General features: G+C 65.0%; 16 protein-coding genes and 1 pseudogene. 6 read left to right on the top strand and 11 right to left on the bottom strand.

Annotated elements, in window-relative coordinates:
* Positions 1-3: 3 nt before the first annotated feature.
* The 3 genes from ACSHT2_RS29675 to soxA are packed head-to-tail and all read left to right on the top strand — an operon-like array spanning position 4 to position 1564.
* Positions 4-471, top strand: a complete 468-nt coding sequence (locus ACSHT2_RS29675) for a SoxY-related AACIE arm protein (protein ID WP_440638331.1) — start codon at positions 4-6, stop codon at positions 469-471.
* The gene (gene soxZ / locus ACSHT2_RS29670) at positions 471-788 is read left to right on the top strand and encodes a thiosulfate oxidation carrier complex protein SoxZ (RefSeq protein ID WP_440638330.1); all 318 of its coding nucleotides are present in this window, start codon (positions 471-473) and stop codon (positions 786-788) included. Before ACSHT2_RS29675 ends, soxZ begins: the two co-directional genes overlap by 1 nt.
* Positions 785-1564, top strand: coding sequence for a sulfur oxidation c-type cytochrome SoxA (soxA, locus tag ACSHT2_RS29665; protein ID WP_440642959.1), 780 nt, complete (start codon positions 785-787; stop codon positions 1562-1564). The genes soxZ and soxA overlap by 4 nt, the downstream gene beginning before the upstream one ends.
* 52 nt (positions 1565-1616) lie before the next feature.
* Here the strand turns inward: soxA and ACSHT2_RS29660 are convergent, their stop codons facing one another.
* The 3 genes from ACSHT2_RS29660 to ACSHT2_RS29650 form a co-directional block, all read right to left on the bottom strand.
* On the bottom strand, positions 1617-3284 hold the full coding sequence (locus ACSHT2_RS29660; RefSeq protein ID WP_440638329.1) for a regulator: 1668 nt from the start codon (positions 3282-3284) through the stop codon (positions 1617-1619).
* Positions 3281-3994 carry a cysteine hydrolase family protein gene (locus tag ACSHT2_RS29655; protein ID WP_440638328.1) on the bottom strand — a complete coding sequence of 238 codons (714 nt, stop codon included), beginning with the start codon at positions 3992-3994 and terminating at the stop codon, positions 3281-3283. The genes ACSHT2_RS29660 and ACSHT2_RS29655 overlap by 4 nt, the downstream gene beginning before the upstream one ends.
* A 306-nt stretch (positions 3995-4300) precedes the next feature.
* The gene (locus ACSHT2_RS29650) at positions 4301-5248 is read right to left on the bottom strand and encodes a hypothetical protein (protein WP_440638327.1); all 948 of its coding nucleotides are present in this window, start codon (positions 5246-5248) and stop codon (positions 4301-4303) included.
* Positions 5249-5411: 163 nt separating this feature from the next.
* On the opposite strand from ACSHT2_RS29650, the gene ACSHT2_RS29645 reads away from it, so the two are divergent.
* Positions 5412-8888 (top strand): indolepyruvate ferredoxin oxidoreductase family protein, encoded by a 3477-nt coding sequence (locus ACSHT2_RS29645; protein ID WP_440638325.1) that lies wholly within the window; start codon positions 5412-5414, stop codon positions 8886-8888.
* A 141-nt stretch (positions 8889-9029) separates the two neighbouring features.
* Here the strand turns inward: ACSHT2_RS29645 and ACSHT2_RS29640 are convergent, their stop codons facing one another.
* From ACSHT2_RS29640 to ACSHT2_RS29625, 4 genes and pseudogenes are all read right to left on the bottom strand, one after another.
* The gene (locus ACSHT2_RS29640) at positions 9030-10763 is read right to left on the bottom strand and encodes an FAD-dependent oxidoreductase (RefSeq protein WP_440638323.1); all 1734 of its coding nucleotides are present in this window, start codon (positions 10761-10763) and stop codon (positions 9030-9032) included.
* Positions 10764-10822: 59 nt separating this feature from the next.
* Positions 10823-11834 (bottom strand): annotated as a pseudogene (locus ACSHT2_RS29635) (S1C family serine protease).
* 130 nt (positions 11835-11964) lie between these two features.
* Positions 11965-12414: a hypothetical protein gene (locus ACSHT2_RS29630; protein WP_440638322.1), complete on the bottom strand. Its 450-nt coding sequence runs from the start codon at positions 12412-12414 to the stop codon at positions 11965-11967.
* 195 nt (positions 12415-12609) lie between these two features.
* Positions 12610-14208 carry a GMC family oxidoreductase gene (locus ACSHT2_RS29625; RefSeq protein WP_440638320.1) on the bottom strand — a complete coding sequence of 533 codons (1599 nt, stop codon included), beginning with the start codon at positions 14206-14208 and terminating at the stop codon, positions 12610-12612.
* Positions 14209-14409: 201 nt separating this feature from the next.
* On the opposite strand from ACSHT2_RS29625, the gene ACSHT2_RS29620 reads away from it, so the two are divergent.
* Complete coding sequence (locus ACSHT2_RS29620; RefSeq protein WP_440638319.1) at positions 14410-15198, top strand: thermonuclease family protein; 789 nt, start codon at positions 14410-14412, stop codon at positions 15196-15198.
* 316 nt (positions 15199-15514) lie between these two features.
* Here the strand turns inward: ACSHT2_RS29620 and cyoD are convergent, their stop codons facing one another.
* Genes cyoD through ACSHT2_RS29600 form a run of 4 tightly spaced genes read right to left on the bottom strand, consistent with a single transcriptional unit; the run spans position 15515 to position 19362 of the window.
* On the bottom strand, positions 15515-15901 hold the full coding sequence (gene cyoD, locus ACSHT2_RS29615) for a cytochrome o ubiquinol oxidase subunit IV (RefSeq protein WP_440638318.1): 387 nt from the start codon (positions 15899-15901) through the stop codon (positions 15515-15517).
* Complete coding sequence (locus tag ACSHT2_RS29610) at positions 15898-16539, bottom strand: cytochrome (ubi)quinol oxidase subunit III (protein WP_440638317.1); 642 nt, start codon at positions 16537-16539, stop codon at positions 15898-15900. Before ACSHT2_RS29610 ends, cyoD begins: the two co-directional genes overlap by 4 nt.
* Positions 16539-18539, bottom strand: coding sequence for a cytochrome o ubiquinol oxidase subunit I (gene cyoB, locus ACSHT2_RS29605; protein ID WP_440642958.1), 2001 nt, complete (start codon positions 18537-18539; stop codon positions 16539-16541). Before cyoB ends, ACSHT2_RS29610 begins: the two co-directional genes overlap by 1 nt.
* Complete coding sequence (locus ACSHT2_RS29600; RefSeq protein WP_440638316.1) at positions 18529-19362, bottom strand: cytochrome ubiquinol oxidase subunit II; 834 nt, start codon at positions 19360-19362, stop codon at positions 18529-18531. The genes cyoB and ACSHT2_RS29600 overlap by 11 nt, the downstream gene beginning before the upstream one ends.
* Before the next feature lie 260 nt (positions 19363-19622).
* On the opposite strand from ACSHT2_RS29600, the gene ACSHT2_RS29595 reads away from it, so the two are divergent.
* Positions 19623-20423 carry an SDR family NAD(P)-dependent oxidoreductase gene (locus ACSHT2_RS29595; RefSeq protein WP_440638314.1) on the top strand — a complete coding sequence of 267 codons (801 nt, stop codon included), beginning with the start codon at positions 19623-19625 and terminating at the stop codon, positions 20421-20423.
* The last annotated feature ends 208 nt before the right edge of the window (positions 20424-20631 follow it).

The following is a 20631-nucleotide window of genomic DNA, read 5'->3' as shown; positions in this document are numbered from 1 at the left end:
TTCATGCCAACCACGCGACGACAATTCCTGAGCCTCGCCGGAGGCGTAACGGTCGCCGGCACCATCCCGATCGTCACCCTGCGGCCGCTCGAGGCGACACCGGCGATGCTCAACGCCGCAATCCGCAACGTCGTCGGCGAAGCACAGATTCGCAGCGGCAGGGTGAAGCTCGACATTCCACCGCTGGTCGAGAACGGCAACACGGTGCCGATGACGGTGAGCGTCGCAAGCCCGATGACGGCGGACGACCACGTCAAGAGCATCCACGTCTTCAACGAGAAGAACCCGCAGCCGAACATCGGCAATTTTTATCTCGGCCCTTCCTCCGGGCGAGCCCAGGTCTCGACCCGGATTCGGCTTGCCGATACCCAGAACGTGGTCGCGATCGCGCGTCTCTCCGACGACACGTTCTGGCAGATTGCCGCCGACGTCGTCGTGACGCTGGCCGCCTGCACCGAGGAGGTGAACTGATGGCCGCCCTCATCAACGTTCCAGCAAAGGCCAGACGGGGCGAGATCATCGAGATCCGCACGCTGACCTCGCACATCATGGAGACCGGTTTCCGCCACACCGCCGACGGCAAGCTGGTGCCGCGCGACATCATCACGAGCTTTGCCTGTCGTTACAACGGCACTGAGATTTTTCGCGCCGATCTGTTTCCGGCGATCGCGGCGAACCCGTATTTGTCGTTCTTCACGGTCGCGAAGGACAGTGGCAAGTTCGAGTTCGAATGGATCGGCGACAACGGCTATTCGACGACCGCGTCGGCATCGATCACGGTCGAATGATCTCCTGGCGCGCGATAGCGGCGGCAACCTTGTTCGCCGCAGCCCCTGCCCTGCTCGCCGGTGAAATCACGCCCGATGCACGCCGCTCCGGCTACACCTTCATGGGCCCGGACACGCGCGCCATGCAGGACGACGACACCACCAATCCCGGCATGCTGTTCGTGCTCGACGGCGAAGCGCTCTGGGCGAAGAAGACCGGCAGCACCAACAAAGCCTGCGCGGATTGTCATGGCGATGCGCGCAGCAGCATGAAGGGGGTCGCCGCGCGCTATCCCGCCTTCGACAAGGCACTCGGCCGTCCCGTCACGCTCGATCAGCGGATCAATCTCTGCCGCGCCGATCATCAGCAGGCGACGCCGTTGCCCTACGAGGCTCGCGATCTGCTCGCATTGTCCGCCTTCATCGCCCACCAGTCGCGCGGCACCGCGATCACGGCCGGTGACGATCCAAAGCTCAAGCCCTTTGTCGAGCAGGGCCGCGCGCTCTTCATGCAGCGCGAGGGCCAGCTCAACCTCGCCTGCACCAACTGCCACGACGACAATTTCGACAAGCGCCTCGCCGGCGCGCCGATCACGCAAGCGCAGCCGACCGGCTATCCGCTCTATCGGCTGGAATGGCAGACGCTGGGATCGCTCGAGCGGCGGCTGCGCAGCTGTATGACCGGCGTCCGCGCCCAGGCCTATGACTACGGTTCGCCCGAGCTGGTCGCGCTCGAGCTCTATCTGATGTCGCGGGCGCGTGGGCTGCCGATGGAGACACCGGCGGTGCGGCCCTGAAACGGGAGCGGCAGGGCGATCGCCCGGCCGTTTCGTCGAATTGGAGCCCGCCCTACTCCGCCGGCGCGGCCGACATCTCCGGATGCGCGGCATAGTGTTCGCTGGCGCCGAGTTTGCCGGCGGCGAACAGGCCGGCGGCCATCGCGGCATAGGCCAGCGCCACAGCGGGCGTCACACCAAAGCCGCCGCCGATGCCGACGGCTTCGCCGTGCATGAAGCCGAAATAGGTCAGGATCGCCCCGACCAGCGCAAAGGCGGACGCCTTCTCGAAATCGCGCTCAATGATGAAGACGCCGATCGCGCCGAGGACCAGGCCGCCGAGGATGGAGCCGCCGCCCATCACCTCAAGCCCATGATAGAACACGCCCTGCTGCGGCAGCGCGGCAATCGCGGCGGCCTTGACCGCATCGGCCTTGTCCGCCGCCAAGCCGCCGACGGTTGCCGCCGCGTTCATGGTGGAGCCCAGCATGGTGTCGATCTGAAGCTTGGCCCAGGCGGCCAGATGCGGCGTCAGCGCCAGCACGATCGCGGGCGCGTGCTTGACCGGCGTGGTCTGGAACGCCTGCGCACCGATCAGCATGCCGATGTAGAGAAGGATCGGCGAGATCGCGACGACGGGCACGAGTGCCAGCAGCACCGAGATGATGCCGAACCAGGACAGCACGACCACCATGATGCCGGTCGCTGCCGAGTAACCGATCCGACCGCCCATCGCCTTCCAGCCGGGATGGCCGATATAGACCGCGTTGATGAAGGGATTGCCCATCAGGCAGCCGATCAGGCTGACGACGCCGTCGGCGGTGAGCACGCGCGTGGTCGGATATTCGTCGCCGGCCGCTTCCGCGCTCTCGACATTGTCCATGGCCTCGACGAGGTCGTAGATCCCGAACGGAATGGCGGTGACCAGGATGATGCCGAGGAATTCGAAGCCCGAGAAGACGTAGCCGACGGCCGGGATCGGCACCGAGAAGCCGAAATTGGCGAAGGCTGCGCCGACGCCTTTGAGGCTCAAGCCGCCAAGGTCGAGCCCGAACAGGTTCGAGCCCCAGGCGATAATCATGCCGGCTGCGATCGCGACGAGGCCCGCGGGAATGCCGCGCCAATATTTCACACCGCCGAACCAGCTCACCAGGATGATGGCGAAGCAGACGAGACCGATCTGCGGCGTCATGTACATTTCGAGCGCCGGCCGCATCGAGATGAAGGTGACGGAGACGCCGGCAAGCGTGCCGAGCAGCGCCGCGCGCGGCGTGATCCTGCGGATGAAGGGCGCGATGAAGCCGCCAATCATGAGAATGAAACTCTGGAAGAACACCCAGACGAGGCCGGCCGACCAGCCCTTGAGCGGGTCGCCGGTCTTCAGGGTGATCGGCAGCATGATCACGAAGGTGACGATGAACATGTGCGGCACGCTGACGCCGGAGGGGAGCGCGCAGACGTCGTTGCGGCCGGTCTTCTGGGCAAGGCGATAGGCGAGATACGCATAATAGAAGGTGGACAGGCACATCATCAGCCCAAGCGCGGGCAGGATGCGGCCGAACACGAGGCTATCAGGCATCTTCAGCACGAAGCGCAGGAGGCCCGTGAGCACCAGCATGTTGACGAGGATGTTGGTGCCGAAGCCGAAAAGCGCGTTCCAGTCGCCCGATGTCCATAGCGCCGGCTTGAACTCGGACGTGTTCAGATCAGGTTTGCCGGCCGTCCCCGTCAATGTGCTCATGATGTTACCCCTAAAGTGGTCGAACTCTTCATCGCCTCCAAGACTGCGGCTGAATCCGCGACCCAGCCGAAGATGCCGCCCTGGGCCTTGATCATCTTCAGGCCCATCTCGTGAAATTCGGGGAAGTAGGATGCGCAGCCGTCGGAGATGACGACGCAGCGATAGCCGCGGTCATTGGCCTCGCGTACGGTGGTGTTGACGCACACTTCTGTCGTGACGCCGCACACCAGGAGATTCTCGATACCGTATTTCTCCAGGACATCGCCGAGCTCGGTGGCGTAGAAGGCGCCCTTTCCCGGCTTGTCGATCACGATTTCGCTGTCGAGCGGATAGAGCTCGGGAATGATGTCGTGGCCGGCCTCACCGCGAATGAGGATGCGTCCCATCGGACCGGGATCGCCGATGCGAAGGCTCGGCGCGCCGCGTTCGACCTTCGCCGGCGGCGCGTCGGAGAGATCGGGCAGATGCCCCTCGCGCGTGTGGATGACCAGCATGCCGGTGTCGCGCGCTGCCGTCAGCACCGCGCCGATCGGCTTCACCGCGCGTGCAAGCTGGCTGACGTCGTTGCCGAGCGTTTCACCGAAGCCGCCGGGCTCCATGAAGTCGCGTTGCATGTCGATGATGAGAAGCGCGGTGGCGGGCCAGTCGAGCTTGATCGGCTCGGGCTCGGCGCTGACGACGCCCTTTGTCGGCTTGGCTGAGTTCAACATGACGCAGGCCCCGCGAGAACTCTCTGGCCAGGAGTTCTGCAAGCGCCGTGCCATTGTGTACAATTGCGGAGAAGGGCCGGTTACGAGAGAATTCGTTGTGCAGTCAGACGGTTACGATCAGGGTCGACGGCTGCTTATTCCCTGTGCGACGGCTTTGCGACGTGCAATTGCTTAAAGGATGAGCGGCCTCCGCCGTCATTCCGGGGCGCGCGTAGCGCGAGCCCGGAATCCATCGGGCCGCAATACATGAGGCAAAATGGATTCCGGGCTCGACGCTTCGCGTCGCCCCGGAATGACGACAAGAAACTACCGCCCGTACAGCCGTCGGTACTCGTCCTCGTACGGTGCGTACGAGTCCTTCAGCGTCGCCATGTTCAGCAGCATGGTCGCCACCATCGCGCCCGTCTTGTCGAACACGCGTGTCTTCACCCAGGCGCTCTCGGTACGTCGGCTGCCGGAGAGCGCAACGACCTCGCGCTCGACTTCGTACGCCTCGTCGACGAAGAGCGGGCCCCTCACGAGGCGGATCTCCTGGTCGGCGAACAGGCCGACGGCCGGGCCCTTGGCCGGCAGCGGATCGTCCTTGGAGCGGTACTGGAACAGCACGCTCAGCATCTCCATCGGGATGATGGGCTTGGCCCAGGGATTGTCGGAGCCGGAGTAGTAGGGCGAACTCTCGGTGATGACGGCGAGCTTCTGTCTGAGTGAGAACGGGTAGAGGTCGCCCATGGTCTGATCGAAGGCCATGCGCACCGACTGCCGCTTGCCGGTCTGCGCCACCTTCACATCGCGCAGGATCACCGGATCCGTGAGCGGCTTGAGCTCGCCGAGGCGCGTCTCGAGCGCGGTCGCAACCGGCGCATCGCCGGCCGAGGCCGTACCGCGCAGCACCTCGATGCCGTCGCGCTTGACCATCTGAATCTGGCACTGGCTCGTGCCGGGCAATGGCTTCGACAGGATCGCCTGCACCTCCTCACCTTCGTAGCAGACGCTGCGATAATGCGCGGAAAGGCAGCCCGTCTCGAACCAGGCACGCCCCCATAGCCGTTCGCCGAGCGGTGCGAACTGGCTGAAATGAGTCGGTCCTTCGATGGTGCCGCCCTTGAAGCCGAGCTTCTGGGCGGTGGCGTCGTCGTGGATGGAGGCGTGCGCGTCGTAGGTTTGCGCTTGCAGCATCTGACGCGGCTGGCGCCACGGCCCGATCAGCGCCTCGGCCGTCTCCGTGATCTCGGTATCGAATGCGTTTGCGGTCATGGTGCTCTCCACAGGAAGCCATGACTAGCAGGAGCGCCACGGATGCGGCCAGCGATATTGACTTCGCCGGCCCATGCTTTTGACTGTCACAATTCGCGTCGCGCAGCCGCAATCCCTCCCGCAGCGCAAACCCCACGCCGAACGAAAGACAAGGACTCCCGAAATGACGCTGATGCAGGTCGAGCTGGACGATAAATACCGGCTCGAATCGAGGCGGATCTTCCTGTCCGGGACGCAGGCTCTGGTTCGGCTGCCCATGTTGCAGCGCGAACGCGACCGGCTCCAGGGGCTCAACACCGGCGGCTTCATCTCGGGCTATCGCGGTTCCCCGCTCGGCATGTACGACCACGCGCTGTGGCGGGCGAAGTCGCACCTCCAGCAGCACGACATCGCCTTCGTGCCCGGCCTGAACGAGGACTTAGCTGCAACCGCCGTGTGGGGCAGCCAGCAAGTCGGCCTGTTTCCCGGCGCCAAGGTCGATGGCGTGTTCGGCATCTGGTATGGCAAGGGCCCCGGAGTCGATCGCTCGGTCGATGCGCTCAAGCATGCCAACGCGGCCGGCACCTCGCTCAATGGCGGCGTGCTGGCGCTTGCCGGCGACGACCATGGCTGCCAGTCCTCGACCTTGGCTCATCAGAGCGAGCAGGTATTCGCGGCGGCGCTGATCCCCGTGATCAATCCCGCGACGCTGCAGGACTATCTCGACCTCGGCCTCTACGGCTTCGCGCTGTCGCGCTTCTCCGGCTGCTGGGTCGGCTTCAAGGCGATCAGCGAGACCGTGGAAAGCTCCGCGTCGATCTACAGCGATCCCGAACGCATCCAGATCAAGCTGCCCGACGATTTCGAGATGCCGCCCGGCGGCCTCAACATCCGCTGGCCCGATCCGCCGCTCGACGCCGAGAAGCGCCTGTTCGGCCCGAAGATGGCCGCGGTGCAGGCCTTCGCCCGCGCCAACCAGCTCGACCGCATCGTGCTCGATTCCAAGCCGGCGCGGCTCGGTATCGTTGCGACCGGGAAAGCCTATCTGGACTTGCGCCAGGCCCTCGCCGATTTAGGCATTACGGACAAGGATGCGCAGGATCTCGGTCTTCGCATCTACAAAGTTGCCCTGACCTGGCCTCTCGAGGAAAGCGGCGCCAAGCGTTTCGCCGAAGGCCTTCAGGACGTGCTGGTGGTCGAGGAGAAGCGCGGCTTCATCGAAGACCAGCTGATGCGCATCCTCTACAATATTGACGCATCGAAGCGCCCGACCGTCACGGGCAAGCGCGACGAGCGCGGCGCGCCGCTGCTGCCAGGCGAGGGTGAACTGACGCCGACCATCGTTGCCTCCGCGCTGGTGGCGCGACTGCGCAAGCTCGGCCATCACAGCCCGGTGCTGGAGCAGCGTCTCGCCCGGCTCGAGGCGTTCGACAATCCCGCCACCACCGGCACGCAGATCAAGCTGGCGCGCACGCCGTTCTTCTGCTCGGGCTGCCCGCACAACACCTCCACGCGCGTGCCGGAGGGCAGCCGCGCGATGGCCGGCATCGGCTGCCACGGCATGGCCCTGAGCATGCCGACCCGCCGGACAGACCTGATCTCGCATATGGGCGCCGAGGGCGTGAACTGGATCGGCCAATCGCCCTTCACGAGCGAGACGCACATCTTCCAGAATCTCGGCGACGGCACCTACACCCATTCCGGTCTTCTCGCCCTTCGCGCTGCGTCTGCCGCCGGCATCAACATCACCTACAAGATCCTCTACAACGATGCCGTCGCCATGACCGGCGGCCAGCCGGCCGAAGGCGCCTTCAACGTCGCGCAGATCGCGCATCAGGTCTGGGCCGAAGGCGTCAAGCGGCTCGCGATCGTTTCCGACGATCCGAGCAAGTACCCGCCAGGAAACTACTTTCCGCAAGGCGCAACCATCCATCACCGCCGCGAGCTCGATGCCGTGCAGCGCGAGCTGCGCGACATCAAGGGCCTCACCGTCATCGTCTACGACCAGACCTGCGCCGCCGAAAAGCGCCGCCGCCGCAAGCGCGGGCTCTATCCCGATCCCGCCAAGCGCGCGTTCATCAACGAGCTCGTCTGCGAAGGCTGCGGCGACTGCTCGCAGGCCTCCAATTGCGTCTCGGTGCAGCCGCTGGAGACCGAATTCGGCCGCAAGCGCCAGATCGACCAGTCGAACTGCAACAAGGACTTTTCCTGCGTCGAGGGCTTCTGCCCGAGCTTTGTCACGGTGCATGGCGGAACGTTGAAGCGCATGAAGACCTCGGCGGTCGATTCCGGGCAGCTGTTCGCCGATCTGCCGCTGCCGCCGGCGCGAGAACTCGACGGCCCCTACAACATCCTCGTCACCGGCATCGGCGGCACCGGCGTCATCACCATCGGCGCGCTGCTCGGCATGGCCGCCCATGTCGACGGCCGCGGCTGCTCGGCGCTGGATTTCACCGGCCTGTCGCAGAAGAACGGCGCGGTGATGAGCCATGTGCGCATCGCTCCGAAGCCGGAAGACATCTCCGCCGTCCGCATCACCACGGGCGGCGCCGACGTCATCCTCGGCTGCGACATGATCGTCTCGGCAGGTCCCTCCGCGCTCAGCCGCGCCGAGCGCGGCGTGACGAAGGCCTACATCAACGCCGACCTGCAGCCGACCGCGAGCTTCGTGCAAAACCCCGATCTCGACTTCGAGATGGGCACGATGCAGACCGTGCTGCGCGACGCGATCGGCGACAAGAATCTCGACATCATCGATGCGACGGGCATTGCCGCCGCGCTGATGGGCGACAGCATCGCAACCAATCCCTTCATGCTCGGCTTCGCCTTCCAGAAGGGCGCGATCCCGCTGTCGCTGGAGGCCCTGCTCCGCGCCATCGAGATCAACGGCGCCGCGATCGAGATGAACAAGCTCGCCTTCACCTGGGGCCGTCTCGCCGCCCACGACATGTCGCGGGTGCGCAGCGTGCTCCAGTTCAAGAGCCGCGCATCCGCGCCAACGAAGTCGCTCGACGACATCATCGCAACCCGCGCCGAGTTCCTGACCGGCTATCAGGACAAGGCTTACGCCGACCGCTATGTCGCGGCGGTCGCAAAGGTGCGCAAGGCGGAGAGCGCCGTTTCGCCCGCGTCGACTGAGCTGACCGAGGCCGTCGCGAAGAACCTGTTCAAGCTGATGTCCTACAAGGATGAGTACGAGGTCGCACGGCTCTACACCGACGGCAGCTTTGCCAGGAAGGTGTCGGAAAAGTTCGATGGCGATTTCACCCTGAAGTACCACCTCGCCCCACCGATCTTCGCGAAGCGCGACAAGGTAACCGGTCATCTCCAGAAGCAGGAGTTCGGAGGCTGGATGATCCACGCCTTCCGCGTTCTCGCAAAGCTCAGGTTCCTGCGCGGCGGCCTGCTCGATCCGTTCGGCCGCACCGAGGAGCGCCGGACCGAGCGCAAGCTGATCGCGGATTATCTGGCGATCATCGATCAGCGGATCGTCGGGCTGCAAGCGGCGCAGATCCCGCTGCTGGCCCGGCTTGCACGGATGCCCGAGACGATCCGCGGCTTCGGCCACGTCAAGGAAGCCAATATCAAGCTGGCGGCGGCCGAGACGGCGCGGCTGGAAGCGGAGCTCGAGAACAGCCGCTTTGCGGCCGCTGCGGAGTAGGAGAAGGCGTTTCGCCACACTCTCGGTGTCATCGCCCGGCTTGACCGGGCGATCCCGTACTCCGAGACGGCTGTGATTCCTCGATGGGCCGCGGCTTACTGGATGCCCCGCTTTCGCGGGGCATGACAGCGGTGGGGACGGCTAGACTGGTGTCGTGGTCATCCTTGGTGGCAGCGCCATCGCAACACTCCCCTCCGCCAGATGCCGCCCCGCGATGTACCCGAACGTCAGCGCCGGCCCGAGCGTGATGCCCGAAGCCGGATAGTTGCCGTTCGTGATCGAAGCCATGTCATTGCCGCAGGCGTAGAGGCCGGCGACCGGGGTGCCGTCCTTGCGCAGCACACGCGCTTGCGCATCCACCGTCATGCCGATGGCCGTGCCGAGATCCGCCGGATGGATGCGCAGCGCGAAGAACGGCGCGTGGACGATCGGCGCGACGCAAGGATTGGGCTTGTGAGCGGCATCGCCGAGATGGCGCTGATAGATGGTGCTGCCGCGACCGAATTCGGGATCGCGCCCCTCCTTCGCACCGGTGTTGTAATTGGCAATCGTCGCTGCAAGCATGGATGGCTTGATGCCGATCTCGACTGCGAGCTGCGCGACATCCGCCGCCTCGATCAACTCACCGCTCCTTACGTAGCGTCGGTAATTGCACGTGAATGGCTTGATGCGGCCGAGGCCGTAGGCCCACAGGAACAGGCGGTCGCAGATCAGGTGGAACGGCTGGTCCGGCTCACCATTGGCCTCGCGCAGCATGGCCAGCACGAACTCGTGGTGGGACAGCGCCTCGTTGACGAAGCGCCGGCCGGCCGCATTGACGGCGATCACGCCGGGCTTGGCGCGATCGGTCACCATGTGCGGGAACACGCCGCGACTGCCATCAGTGCGGCGGAACAGCGAGGCCGGGACCCAATAGGCTGCGCTCGTCGCGTCCGTGTTGAGCGCTGCACGGACTGTAGTCGCAAGCCGAAGCCCGTCGCCCGTCGCAGACGGAGCGGCCGCCGAGATAAAACCTGCACCGGCCGGGAAGAAGCGTTTGCGCAAGCTCGCATCGTGCGAGAAGCCTCCGGTCGCGAGCACGACGCCGCGGCGCGCCGCGATCAGGCGGTCGCGGGCGCCGTGGCGGATCACCACGCCGGCGACGCGCTCGTCCCGCATCGGTAAGCCCTCGACATCAGCGCTGAAGAGGATCTCGACCTGCCGCGCCAGCAGCGTGGCATACAGCCGCGCGGCGAGCGCATTGCCGAGATGCAATGTCGTCCCGCGCGGCGATCGCAGGCGCTGCCACGCATATGCGGAAACCAACTGCGCCGCGCGCAAGGTCGAGCGCAGCGACGTTCCGATCCGGCCCAGATGCGGAATGTCGAGGCGGCTGACCATCATCCCGCCGAACCGCGTGCACTCCGGCAGCGGTGGCCGCAATCGCGCGAAACCTTTTCCCAGCCGGGCGCCGTCGAAAACAACCGGCTCCAGCACGCGGCCGCCGGGCGTCGCCCCCAGCCGTTCCGGATAATAGTCCGGACAGGCCTTCACCGGCTGGAGGCGCACCTCGGTGTTGGCTTCGAGATAGGCGATCGCCTCGGGCCCGCGCGCGAGGAAGGCGGCGCGCAGGCCGGCATTGCCGGGCTCGGGGACCGTGCTCGACAGATACCGGACTGCATCGGTGACGCTGTCGGAAAGTCCCGCCTCTTTCATCTTGGGGTTGGCGGGGATCCAGACCATGCCGCCGGACCACGCGGTGGTGCCGCCGACAAAGGCGGTCTTCTCGATCACCAGCACGCGCAGGCCTTCAGCCGCGGCGACGGCCGCGGCCGTCATGCCACCGGCACCGGCGCCGATCACAATGACGTCGTAGGTCTCGTGCGCCGGCATCATGCGGCAAGCTTCCGTGAGCGAGGCATGACGGTGTCATACCCCGCCCAGGCGCCCGGGCGCTAGCGCGCCTTCTTGCGCTCGATCGGATCGATATCGATCGCTCGCAGGCGGCCGAGCCGCAGCACGTCCATGGCGAGCCGCCGGCCGATCCGGTCGCGGTCGAGCACGCGGATCAGATCATCGACGCCATTGATCTCGACGCCGTCGAGCCTGATCACGACATCGCCGGGCAACAGGCCCGCCTTGGCCGCGGGTCCATCCGGCTCGATCTGCATCAAGAGCGCGCCCATCTTGTTCTCGACGCCGGCCAGCACCGCGTGCCGCCGCGGGACCGGCGCGGTCTGGCCGGCAACACCGATATAGGCGCGGCGGACATAGCCGTGGCGGATGATCTCCGACAGCACGAATTGCGCGGTGTTGCTGGCGACCGCAAAGCAGATACCTTGCGCGCCGTTGATGATGGCGGTGTTGATGCCGATCACCTCGGCATTCGACGACACCAGCGGGCCACCCGAATTGCCGGGATTGAGTGCGGCATCGGTCTGGATCACGTCCTCGATGGTGCGCCCGCTCACCGAGCGGATCGAGCGCCGAGACGACGCCGGCGGTCACGGTCGATTCGAAGCCGAGCGGATTGCCGATCGCGATCACCAGCTGGCCGCGGCGCAGGCTCTTGGAGTTACCTAACGCGGCATAAGGCAAGTGGCGCGCGCCATTGGCGCGCAGCAGCGCAAGATCGGTGTCGGGATCGACGCCGAGCACCTGCGCGTCGCCGACATGGCCCTCGACGTCGCGCAGCCGAATTTCCTTCGAACTGCCGACCACATGGCTGTTGGTGAGGACGAGCCCATCGGGCGAGATCACGATGCCCGAGCCGAGCCCGCCGCGCTCGCGGCCGTTCGGCACCTTCGGCCCGGTCTCGACGCGCACGACCGCGGGACCGACACGGTCGGTCACGTCGATCACGGCATTGGAATAGGCGTCCAGCAGGGCCCCGTCGTCGACAGGGGCAAATGCTGTCGCTCGCGATGACGGTGCGTCATCGACGATGTCTGAGGTGAAGTCCAACATGGCAAGAGTCCTTGAGGCTCACACAGATGGTGGCCTGCACCTGCTCGCGCAAGTGCCCGCTTGGGACGCAAGGGTGGGCTGCCAAGACCGGGCTGGGCTGCCCCAAGGCGGGGCTGCGAGGGCAGGGCTGCTAGGGGGCCCGCTTCAGAGAGCCGCCTCTCGCCTTGACCGGGTCGAGCAGCGACCAGTCCCCATCCGGGAGCACGTGCCCTTTGGGGAACGGCGCGCGCAGCTCCAGCCCGAGCGAGCGCAGCACGCGGTCGTCGCGGTAGTAGCATTGCAGCACGACACGGACGAGCGTTGCTGCGGCGACGCCGCCGGAGATACGGAACTGCTGGGCAACGCCGTCGCGCGCGGCGGGCTCGAGATCGGCCAGCGGCATGCCGGCGAGCCGAGCCAGATGATCAAGTGCCGCCACGACCTGTTTGGTGTCGCGACCGAGCGTTGCGATTATGTCGGCCTGGATGATGTCGTCATCGGCACCGGGCACCTTGTACTCGTCGCTGGCAGGAATGATCATCGCCGCAATGGTGCGGAGGTCGTCACGCTGCCGCAGCGTCAGGGAGAGTTGATCAGACATTGTGTCCTCTTCCAAGGCTCGTGCGGCGATGAAGGTCTGCTCCCTCCCCCGCTTGCGGGGGAAGGTTGGGGAGAGGGTGTCTCCACAGAGGGGATCCCCCAGAGGAGAAAACCCTCACCCGGCGCGTTGCGCCGACCTCTCCCGCAAGCGGGAGAGGTGCACCGAGGTCGTCGCTCGCTTGGATCCACATCATTCTCAATCGAACAAATTGGCGAGGCGCTGCTTCATCTGGTCGGCGATGTAGAGCGCGAGGGCCTGGATGGTGGACGTCGGGTTCACGCCGCCCGAGGTGACGAAGATGCTGCCGTCGACGATGAAGAGGTTCTTCACGTCGTGCGAGCGGCCCCATTCGTTGACCACGGAACGTTCGGGATCGGTGCCCATTCGCGCGGTGCCGAGCAGGTGCCAGCCGCCCCAGGGAATCGGATTGTTGATGCAGATGTCGGTCGCGCCGGCGGTCTCGAGAATCTCCCGGCCGCGCGCCAACCCGTGCTCCATCATTTTCCGACTGTTCTCGCTGATCGCATAGTCGACCTTCGGCGCGGGGATGCCGTGACTGTCCTTCAGCACGGGATCGAGCGTGACGCGGTTGTGCTCCTCGGGTAGATCCTCGCAGATCGCCGACACCGCGAGCCGATGACCGTTGAGCTTGCGGAACACGCGATGATGGTCGGCGCCCCATGGCAGAATGCCCTTCTGCTCGCTCGCGACCGCCTCGAACACCGGTCCAGCGCCGCGGCCGAATTGGATGCCGTAGCCGCGCACGAAGCCGCGCGACAGGTCGGTGTCGTAAAACTCCTTGCTCCACAGGCAGGTCGGCGGCGCGCGATTGCTGTCGGTCGGCTCCTTCACAAATCCGTAGATCTGCGCATAGGGATGAAACATCAGGTTCTTGCCGACGAGGCCTGACGAATTGGCAAGGCCATCGGGGAAGCGGCCGGATGCGGAGTTCAGCAGCAGCCGCGGCGTGCCGACCCCGTTGCAAGCGATGATGACGACATGCGCGGGCTGAAACTGCTCGACGCCGTCCTTGTCGTAGTAGACGACGCCCGAGGCCATGCCGTTCTCGTCGGTGGTGATCTCCCGCACGCGGCAATGGGTGCGCAGCTCGACGCCGGCGCGGATCGCTTGCGGCCAATAGGTGATGTCGGTGGAGGACTTTGCGCCTTGCGCGCAGGCCGGCGTGCAATGACCGAGATTGATGCAGCGCGCCCGGCCCTCATAGTCCATGGTCGCGACCGTCGTATCCGACGGCCACCAGTGCCAGCCGAGCTCGTTCATGGCCTTGCCGATGATGGCGCCGGACAATCCGAGCGGCTGCTGCGGCATCGGCGGATGCGTCAGCGGCGAAAGCGGATCGCCTGACAGGCCGGACGTGCCCATGATGCGGTCGTTCTCTTCGAAGAACGGGGTCAGCGCGTCGTAGTCGATCGGCCAGTCGTCGGCGACGCCGTCGAGCGTCTTCACCTTGAAATCGGAGGGATGCAGCCGCGGCCAGTGCGCGGTGTACATGACCGTCGAGCCGCCGACCGCATTGTAGTTGACGACCTTGATCGGGGAGTTGTCGTCGTTGATCGGGTAGTCCTCGGGCCGGCCGCGGACATTGGGGCTCGACGACCACTCGCCGTAGAATTTGGCCTCCCAATCCCGGCCGGTGCTGGGATATTCCGCCGGGTTCATCCAGCCGCCCTGCTCCAGGCAGAGGATGTGCATCTTGGTCTCGGCCAGCGACCACGCCACCGCCGCGCCTGAAGCGCCGGCGCCGATGATCAGGACGTCCACGGGGTCTTTCATCGCAACCTTTTCCTCCCCCCTCGCCGCTTTCCGGGCGATTCGGCCTTTCGCGGTCAGCGAGGCCGGCGAACGATAGGGTCAGAGCGACGGCCGAGTAAAGCCGCGAGGCCGGAATGTCGCACTTCGCAGGGTGCAGACCATTGGTATCGCCACATCCCGATGCTAGGAACGAGACGCACGAGCCATCGATAGCGAGACCGTATGTCCTTCCGAAATTTCATTGCCCGCGCCCGCGCTTTTGCGCTCGTTTCGTTTTTCGCCTTGTCCGGATTTCTGGGCACCTCCAGCCCTGCCTCGGCGCTGACCGGCGCCGCGACGGCCCGCGACGGCAACTCCATCCAGCTCGGCGACGTGACCTATCGGCTGGACGGCGTCGATGCGCCCGAGCTGGACCAGGTCTGCATCGACGATCACGCCGATGCCTGGACCTGCGGCATCGAGGCCCGCGATCAGCTGACGAAGCTGATCAGGGGACGCGTGGTGCGCTGTGACGATGTCGGGCCGGAAAAGAGCTTTGGCAAGCGGCACCGGGCGATCTGCACGGCCGAGGGCGACAAGTCGACTTTGAACGAACAGATGGTCAGGCTCGGCTTTGCCGTCGCCCGGGAGCCGATCAAGGCCAACGTCAAGCCCGCCGCGGCCGAAGCCAGGACAGCCGCCGCCGGGATCTGGAAGGGCTGTTTTGTTGCACCGCAAGATTTTCGCACCGGCAAGAAGGACGGCACACTCCTGGGCACCGCCTGCCGGCCCGACCGCGATAAAGAGATTCGCGCCGTGCTGTTTCCGGAGGAACTGACGATGCCGCCCAGTTGCAGCATCAAGGGCAAGCTTGCAGTGCGCGCCCGCGTCACCGGCAATATCGGCATCTATCATTTGCGCGGCTGCCCGAGCTATCCCGCGACCACCAAACCCGACCGCTGGTTCTGCTCGGAGGACGACGCCCAGGCTGCCGGCTTCCGCAAGGCCTATAATTGCCGCCGGCCAAAGTGAACGAACGGTTCCAGCACCCGTGAGTAGTATTCCGGCTACGTATTGATCCGGAATTGAACTTTATCGGAAGTTGCTGCATTTGTATGCGTACGCGAGCGCCTTGCGCGAGCGTTTCCTTGGCAGCAATCCGGCTCCGGCCCGATTGCCTTTGCTCGGGCGTTTCCTCCCAGACTTGGCCGCTTGTCACAGGCAAGCGGCCCTTCTTTTTGTGCGCCGCTGCAAGCCGAGGCGCCATGCCCGGGGACAAGCCCTGACGCCCTGGGGAACATCAGCGCTCCAAATGCACCCGAGACGCCTTGATACGATCGTTGCGCTATCACTGCATCCGCATGATCTGGTCCATCGGCGGCATGTTCGCGTTGAGATGCGCCATGATCCAGACCGTCCCGCCCACCACCAGGAAGACGACCAGCAGCCCGAAGGCGAGCGCCAGCACGTTGTTGGTGTTGTCGGGGCCCGTGGTGATGTGCAGGAAAAATACGAGATGCACACCCATCTGTGCGATCGCAAGCACGATCAGCGCGACGGGAATCGAGGGCTGCCAGACCAGATCGGTGCCGGCGATGAAGAACGAGGTCGCCGTAAGCAGCAGCGCAAGCACGAGCCCGACGACGTAGCCGAGGATCCTTGCGCCGACACTGTGCTGCTCTTCCTCGCCCGGTGCGAGGTCGTGTTTGACCATCCCATGCGTCTGTTCACTCATGGCGCACTCCCGAGCAGGTAAACGACCGAGAACACCGCGACCCAGATGATGTCGAGCGCATGCCAGAACAGCGCAAAGCACGTCATCCGGCGCAATATGTCGGCACGAAAGCCCTTTGCGAAAACCTGGGCCATCATGGTGAGGAGCCACAGGACGCCGGCGGAGACGTGCAGGCCGTGGCAGCCGACCAGCGAGAAGAACGCGGTCAGGAACGCGCTGCGCGACGGACCGTAACCGCGGGCGATGAGATCGGCGAATTCGCGGAACTCGAGGACGAGGAATATCAGCCCGAGCACGCAGGTCACGGTCATGCCGAGATAGAACCAGAGCCGGTTGCGGACGTCGGCGGCGATGCTGGCCATGCCACAGGTGAAGCTCGAGAGCAGCAGGCAGACCGTCTCGATCGCGACATTCCTCTGCTCGAAGATCTCCGCGCCCTTGGGGCCGCCGGCAGTCTGGCCGGACAGCACGGCATAGGCCGCGAAGAAGCAGGAGAACATCACGATGTCGGAGAGCAGGAAGATCCAGAAGCCGTAGGCGGTCACGATCCGCTTCGGCGCGGGCCCGGGATGCTCGATGACGACGCCGATGTGATGGGGATCGGCGCGGGCGTGGTCGGCGGTCGCGGTCATCGCCATCAGACCGCTCCCGCCATGCTGACGAGGCTGCGCCGCTCTTCGAGATTGGCGCGGTCTATCGCTGCGACCTCGTCGGCCGGGATGACGTACTCATCATGGTCGCGCCAGGCGAACACGACGAAGGTCGCGAACGCGCCGATGCCGCCCAGGATCACCATCCACCAGATGTGCCAGATCAGCGCGAAGCCCATGATGGTGGCGAAGAACGCGCAGACGAAGCCGGTCGGCGAATTGCGGGGCATCTCGATGTCCTGATACTCGGGCTCTTCGTGCTCGAGCGATTGCTGCCGGGCACGGGCCTTCATCTCCCAATAGGCGTCCTCGCCGCGCACATCGGGATTGAAGGCGAAATTGAACACCGGCGGCGGCGACGAGGTCGCCCATTCCAGCGAGCGCCCGTCCCAGGGATCGCCGGTGCGGTCGCGCAACGCCTCGCGATTGCGGATGCTGACCACGAGCTGCACGATCTGGCAGATCACGCCGATCGACAGCACGGCCACGCCGACCGCCGCAACGATCATCCAGGGTCGCCACGCAGCGACGTCGTAGTGTTGCATTCGGCGCGTCATGCCGAGCATGCCGGCGATGTAGAGCGGCATGAAGGTGACGTAGAAGCCGAGGAAGGTGAACCAGAACGCGGCCTTGCCCCAGCGCTCGTCGAGGCGGAAGCCGAACGCCTTCGGAAACCAATATTCAAAGCCGGCGAAGGCGCCGAACAGCACGCCGCCGATGATGACGTTATGGAAGTGCGCAACCAGGAACATGCTGTTGTGAAGCATGAAGTCGGCCGGCGGCACCGCGACGAGGACGCCCGTCAATCCGCCGATGATGAAGGTGACCATGAAGCCGACCGACCACAGCATCGGCGTCGCAAACCGGATGCGGCCGCCATACATCGTGAACAGCCAATTGTAGATCTTCACGCCGGTCGGTATCGCAATGATCATGCTGGCGATGCCGAAGATGGCGTTGACGTCGGGCCCCGCCCCCATCGTGAAGAAATGGTGCAGCCAGACCATGAAGGAGATGACGCAGATCGCCATGGTCGCCAGCACCATGGAACGATAGCCGAACAGCGCCTTGCCGGAGAAGGTCGATACCACCTCGGAGAAGATGCCGAAGGCGGGCAGCACCAGGATGTAGACCTCGGGATGGCCCCAGGCCCAGATCAGGTTCATGAACATCATGACGTTGCCGCCGGCCTCGTTGGTGAAGAAGTGGAAGCCGAGGTAGCGGTCCAGCAGCAGCATCGCGAGCGTTGCAGTGAGGATCGGAAAGGCCGCGACAATGAGAAGGTTCGAGGCCAGCGTGGTCCAGCAGAACATCGGCATGCGCAGATAGTTCATGCCCCTCGTGCGCAGCTTCAGCACGGTCGTGACGAGATTGATGCCGGCCACCAGCGTCCCGACGCCGGAGATCTGCAGCGACCAGGCGTAATAGTCGACGCCGACACCGGGCGAGTAGGCCAGCTCCGACAGCGGCGGAAAGGCGAGCCAGCCGGTGCGCGCAAACTCCCCGACCACGAGCGAGACGTTGACCAGCAGCGCGCCGGTCGCAGTCAGCCAGAAGCCGACCGAATTGAGCGTCGGAAACGCCACGTCGCGCACGCCGAGCTGGAGCGGCACGACGAGATTCATCAGCCCGATCACGAACGGCATCGCCACGAAGAAGATCATGATGGTGCCGTGCGCCGAGAAGATCTGGTTGTAGTGCTCCGGCGGCAGATAGCCCTGCGACTGATAGGCGATCGCCTGCTGGATCCGCATCATGATGGCGTCGCTGCCGCCGCGCAGCAGCATCACCGAGGCGAGCAGGATGTACATGACGCCAATGCGCTTGTGATCGACGCTGGTGATCCATTCGCTCCAGAGATAGGGCAGATGTCCCTTCGCCACGACCCACGTCAAGACGCCGAGGATTGCGACCAGCACCATCGCGCCGGCGACGAGCGGAATCGGTTGATCTAGCGGAATGGCCGACCAATCGAGCTTACCGAGCATCATGGCCTCCACTGTGCGACCGGCCTGCTTCGGATGCGAGCTCCGGCCCCGGCCCCGGCGGAATGTGCTGGCTCGCGATCAGGTCGAACAGCCGCGGATCGTCCAGGCGGTAGACAGGTCGGCCCTTCTCGATGCCCTGCTGCATCAGCTTCTTGTAGGTGTCCGCATTCAGCACCGCATCCGCCTTCGCCGTGGTCGCGACCCATTCCGGAAAGGCGAGCGGCGAGACCACGTTGACGTCGAACATCATGTCGGGAAAGCCGTCGCCGGAGAAATGCGCGGACAGGCCCTGGAGCTTGCCTTCAGTGTCGGCGCGCAGGTTCAGCTTCGTCACCATGCCGTTCATGGTGTAGATCATGCTGCCAAGCTGCGGGATGAAGAACGTGTTCATCACGCTCGACGATGTCAGCTGGAAATTCAGCTCGGCGCCCGCAGGCACCGTCAACGTGTTGATGGTGGCGATGCGCTGGTCCGGATAGATGAACAGCCATTTCCAGTCGAGCGACACGGCCTGGATCCGCACCGGGCTTCCGGTGCCCGGCACGGGCGCGGCCGGATCGAGCTGGTGCGAGCCGATCCAGGCGACGCCGCCGAGCAGGATGACCGTGAGTGCAGGGATCGACCACACCACCATTTCGACGCGGCCGGAATAGACGAAGTGCGGCTGGTAATGCGCTTTCGGATTCGAGGCGCGAAACCAGAAAGCAAAGCCGAGGATCGCGATGATGGTGGGCACCACGATCACGAGCATGATGAAGACGGAATCGACCAGAATGGTGCTGTTGCCCGCAGCCACGGGCCCTTGCGGATCGAGCAGATTCATCGGCAAGCCACTGGCGGTTGGGAGCCCCCGGACCGAGCCTAGCGCGGGAAAGGCTCCGGCCGCAAACGCTGCGACCTCGGAACGGTTCCTGGACTGCAAGGGTCAGTCATGCGCGACAGGCCGGCCGCAACATGCAATTCCATGTGATGTCAATGACATGCACGCAGGCGCCACGCCCTTCTCTCCGGACGGGGCGATTGCTAATCTGCACGAAAATAAACAATGGGACGAATGGTGCCCGTGCCGGGGAGTGAACCGAGATGCGCTTGAAGGACAAGGTCGCGATCGTCGTCGGGGCCGGGCAAAGTCCCGGCGAAGGCATGGGCAACGGCCGCGCCACCGCGCTCACCTTCGCGCGCGAAGGCGCGAAGGTCTTGTGCGTCGACCATCACCTGGAGTCGGCGCAGGAAACGGTCGGGATGATCACCGCGAAACTCGGCACCGCCGCGGCCTTCGAGGCCGACGTGACCAAGGCTGCCGACATCAAGGCGATGGTGGCCGACGCGCAATCGCGCTGGGGCCGGATCGACGTGCTGCACAACAATGTCGGCGTCAGCCTGTCCGGCGGCGACGCCGAGCTGCTGCAACTGACCGAGGAGGCGTTCGACCGCGTCGTCGCCATCAATTTGAAGAGCTGCATACTCGCCGCGAAGGAGGTGATCCCGATCATGCGCGCTCAACGAAGCGGCGCCATCATCAACATCTCCTCGATGGCCGCGATCACGACGTATCCTTATGTCGCCTACAAGGCGACGAAATCCGCGATGATCGCCTTCACCGAACAGCTCGCCTATCAAAACGCGGAATACGGCATTCGTGCCAACGTCATCCTGCCCGGCCTGATGAACACGCCGATGGCCGTCGACACCCGCGCCCGCGAATGGCACAAGACCCGCGCCGAGGTCGAAGCCGAGCGCGACAGCAAGGTACCGCTGCGCGGGAAGATGGGCACCGGATGGGACGTCGCCAACGCCGCGCTGTTTCTGGCGTCGGACGAGGCGAACTTCATCACCGGCGTAACGCTGCCAGTGGATGGTGGTGCCAGCGTGCGACGGGGGTAGGTCGTTCTTCTCCCTCTCCCCGCACGCGGCAGGGCTATCGCATATGAGATGTGGCTATGGGCACCGACTGTCTCCACAGCGTCATGGCCGGGCTTGTCCCGGCCATCCACGCCTTTCCAGCACAAAGAACGTGGATGCCCGGGACAAGCCCGGGCATGACGACCTCTGCAAAATTCAAATGCGATTGTCCTGCCCGCAAGCGGGAGAG

Source organism: Bradyrhizobium sp. PUT101, assembly GCF_052043945.1.
In the GTDB taxonomy this organism is placed as follows: Bacteria; Pseudomonadota; Alphaproteobacteria; order Rhizobiales; family Xanthobacteraceae; genus Bradyrhizobium.
This window is presented reverse-complemented; position numbering and strand designations above follow the sequence as displayed.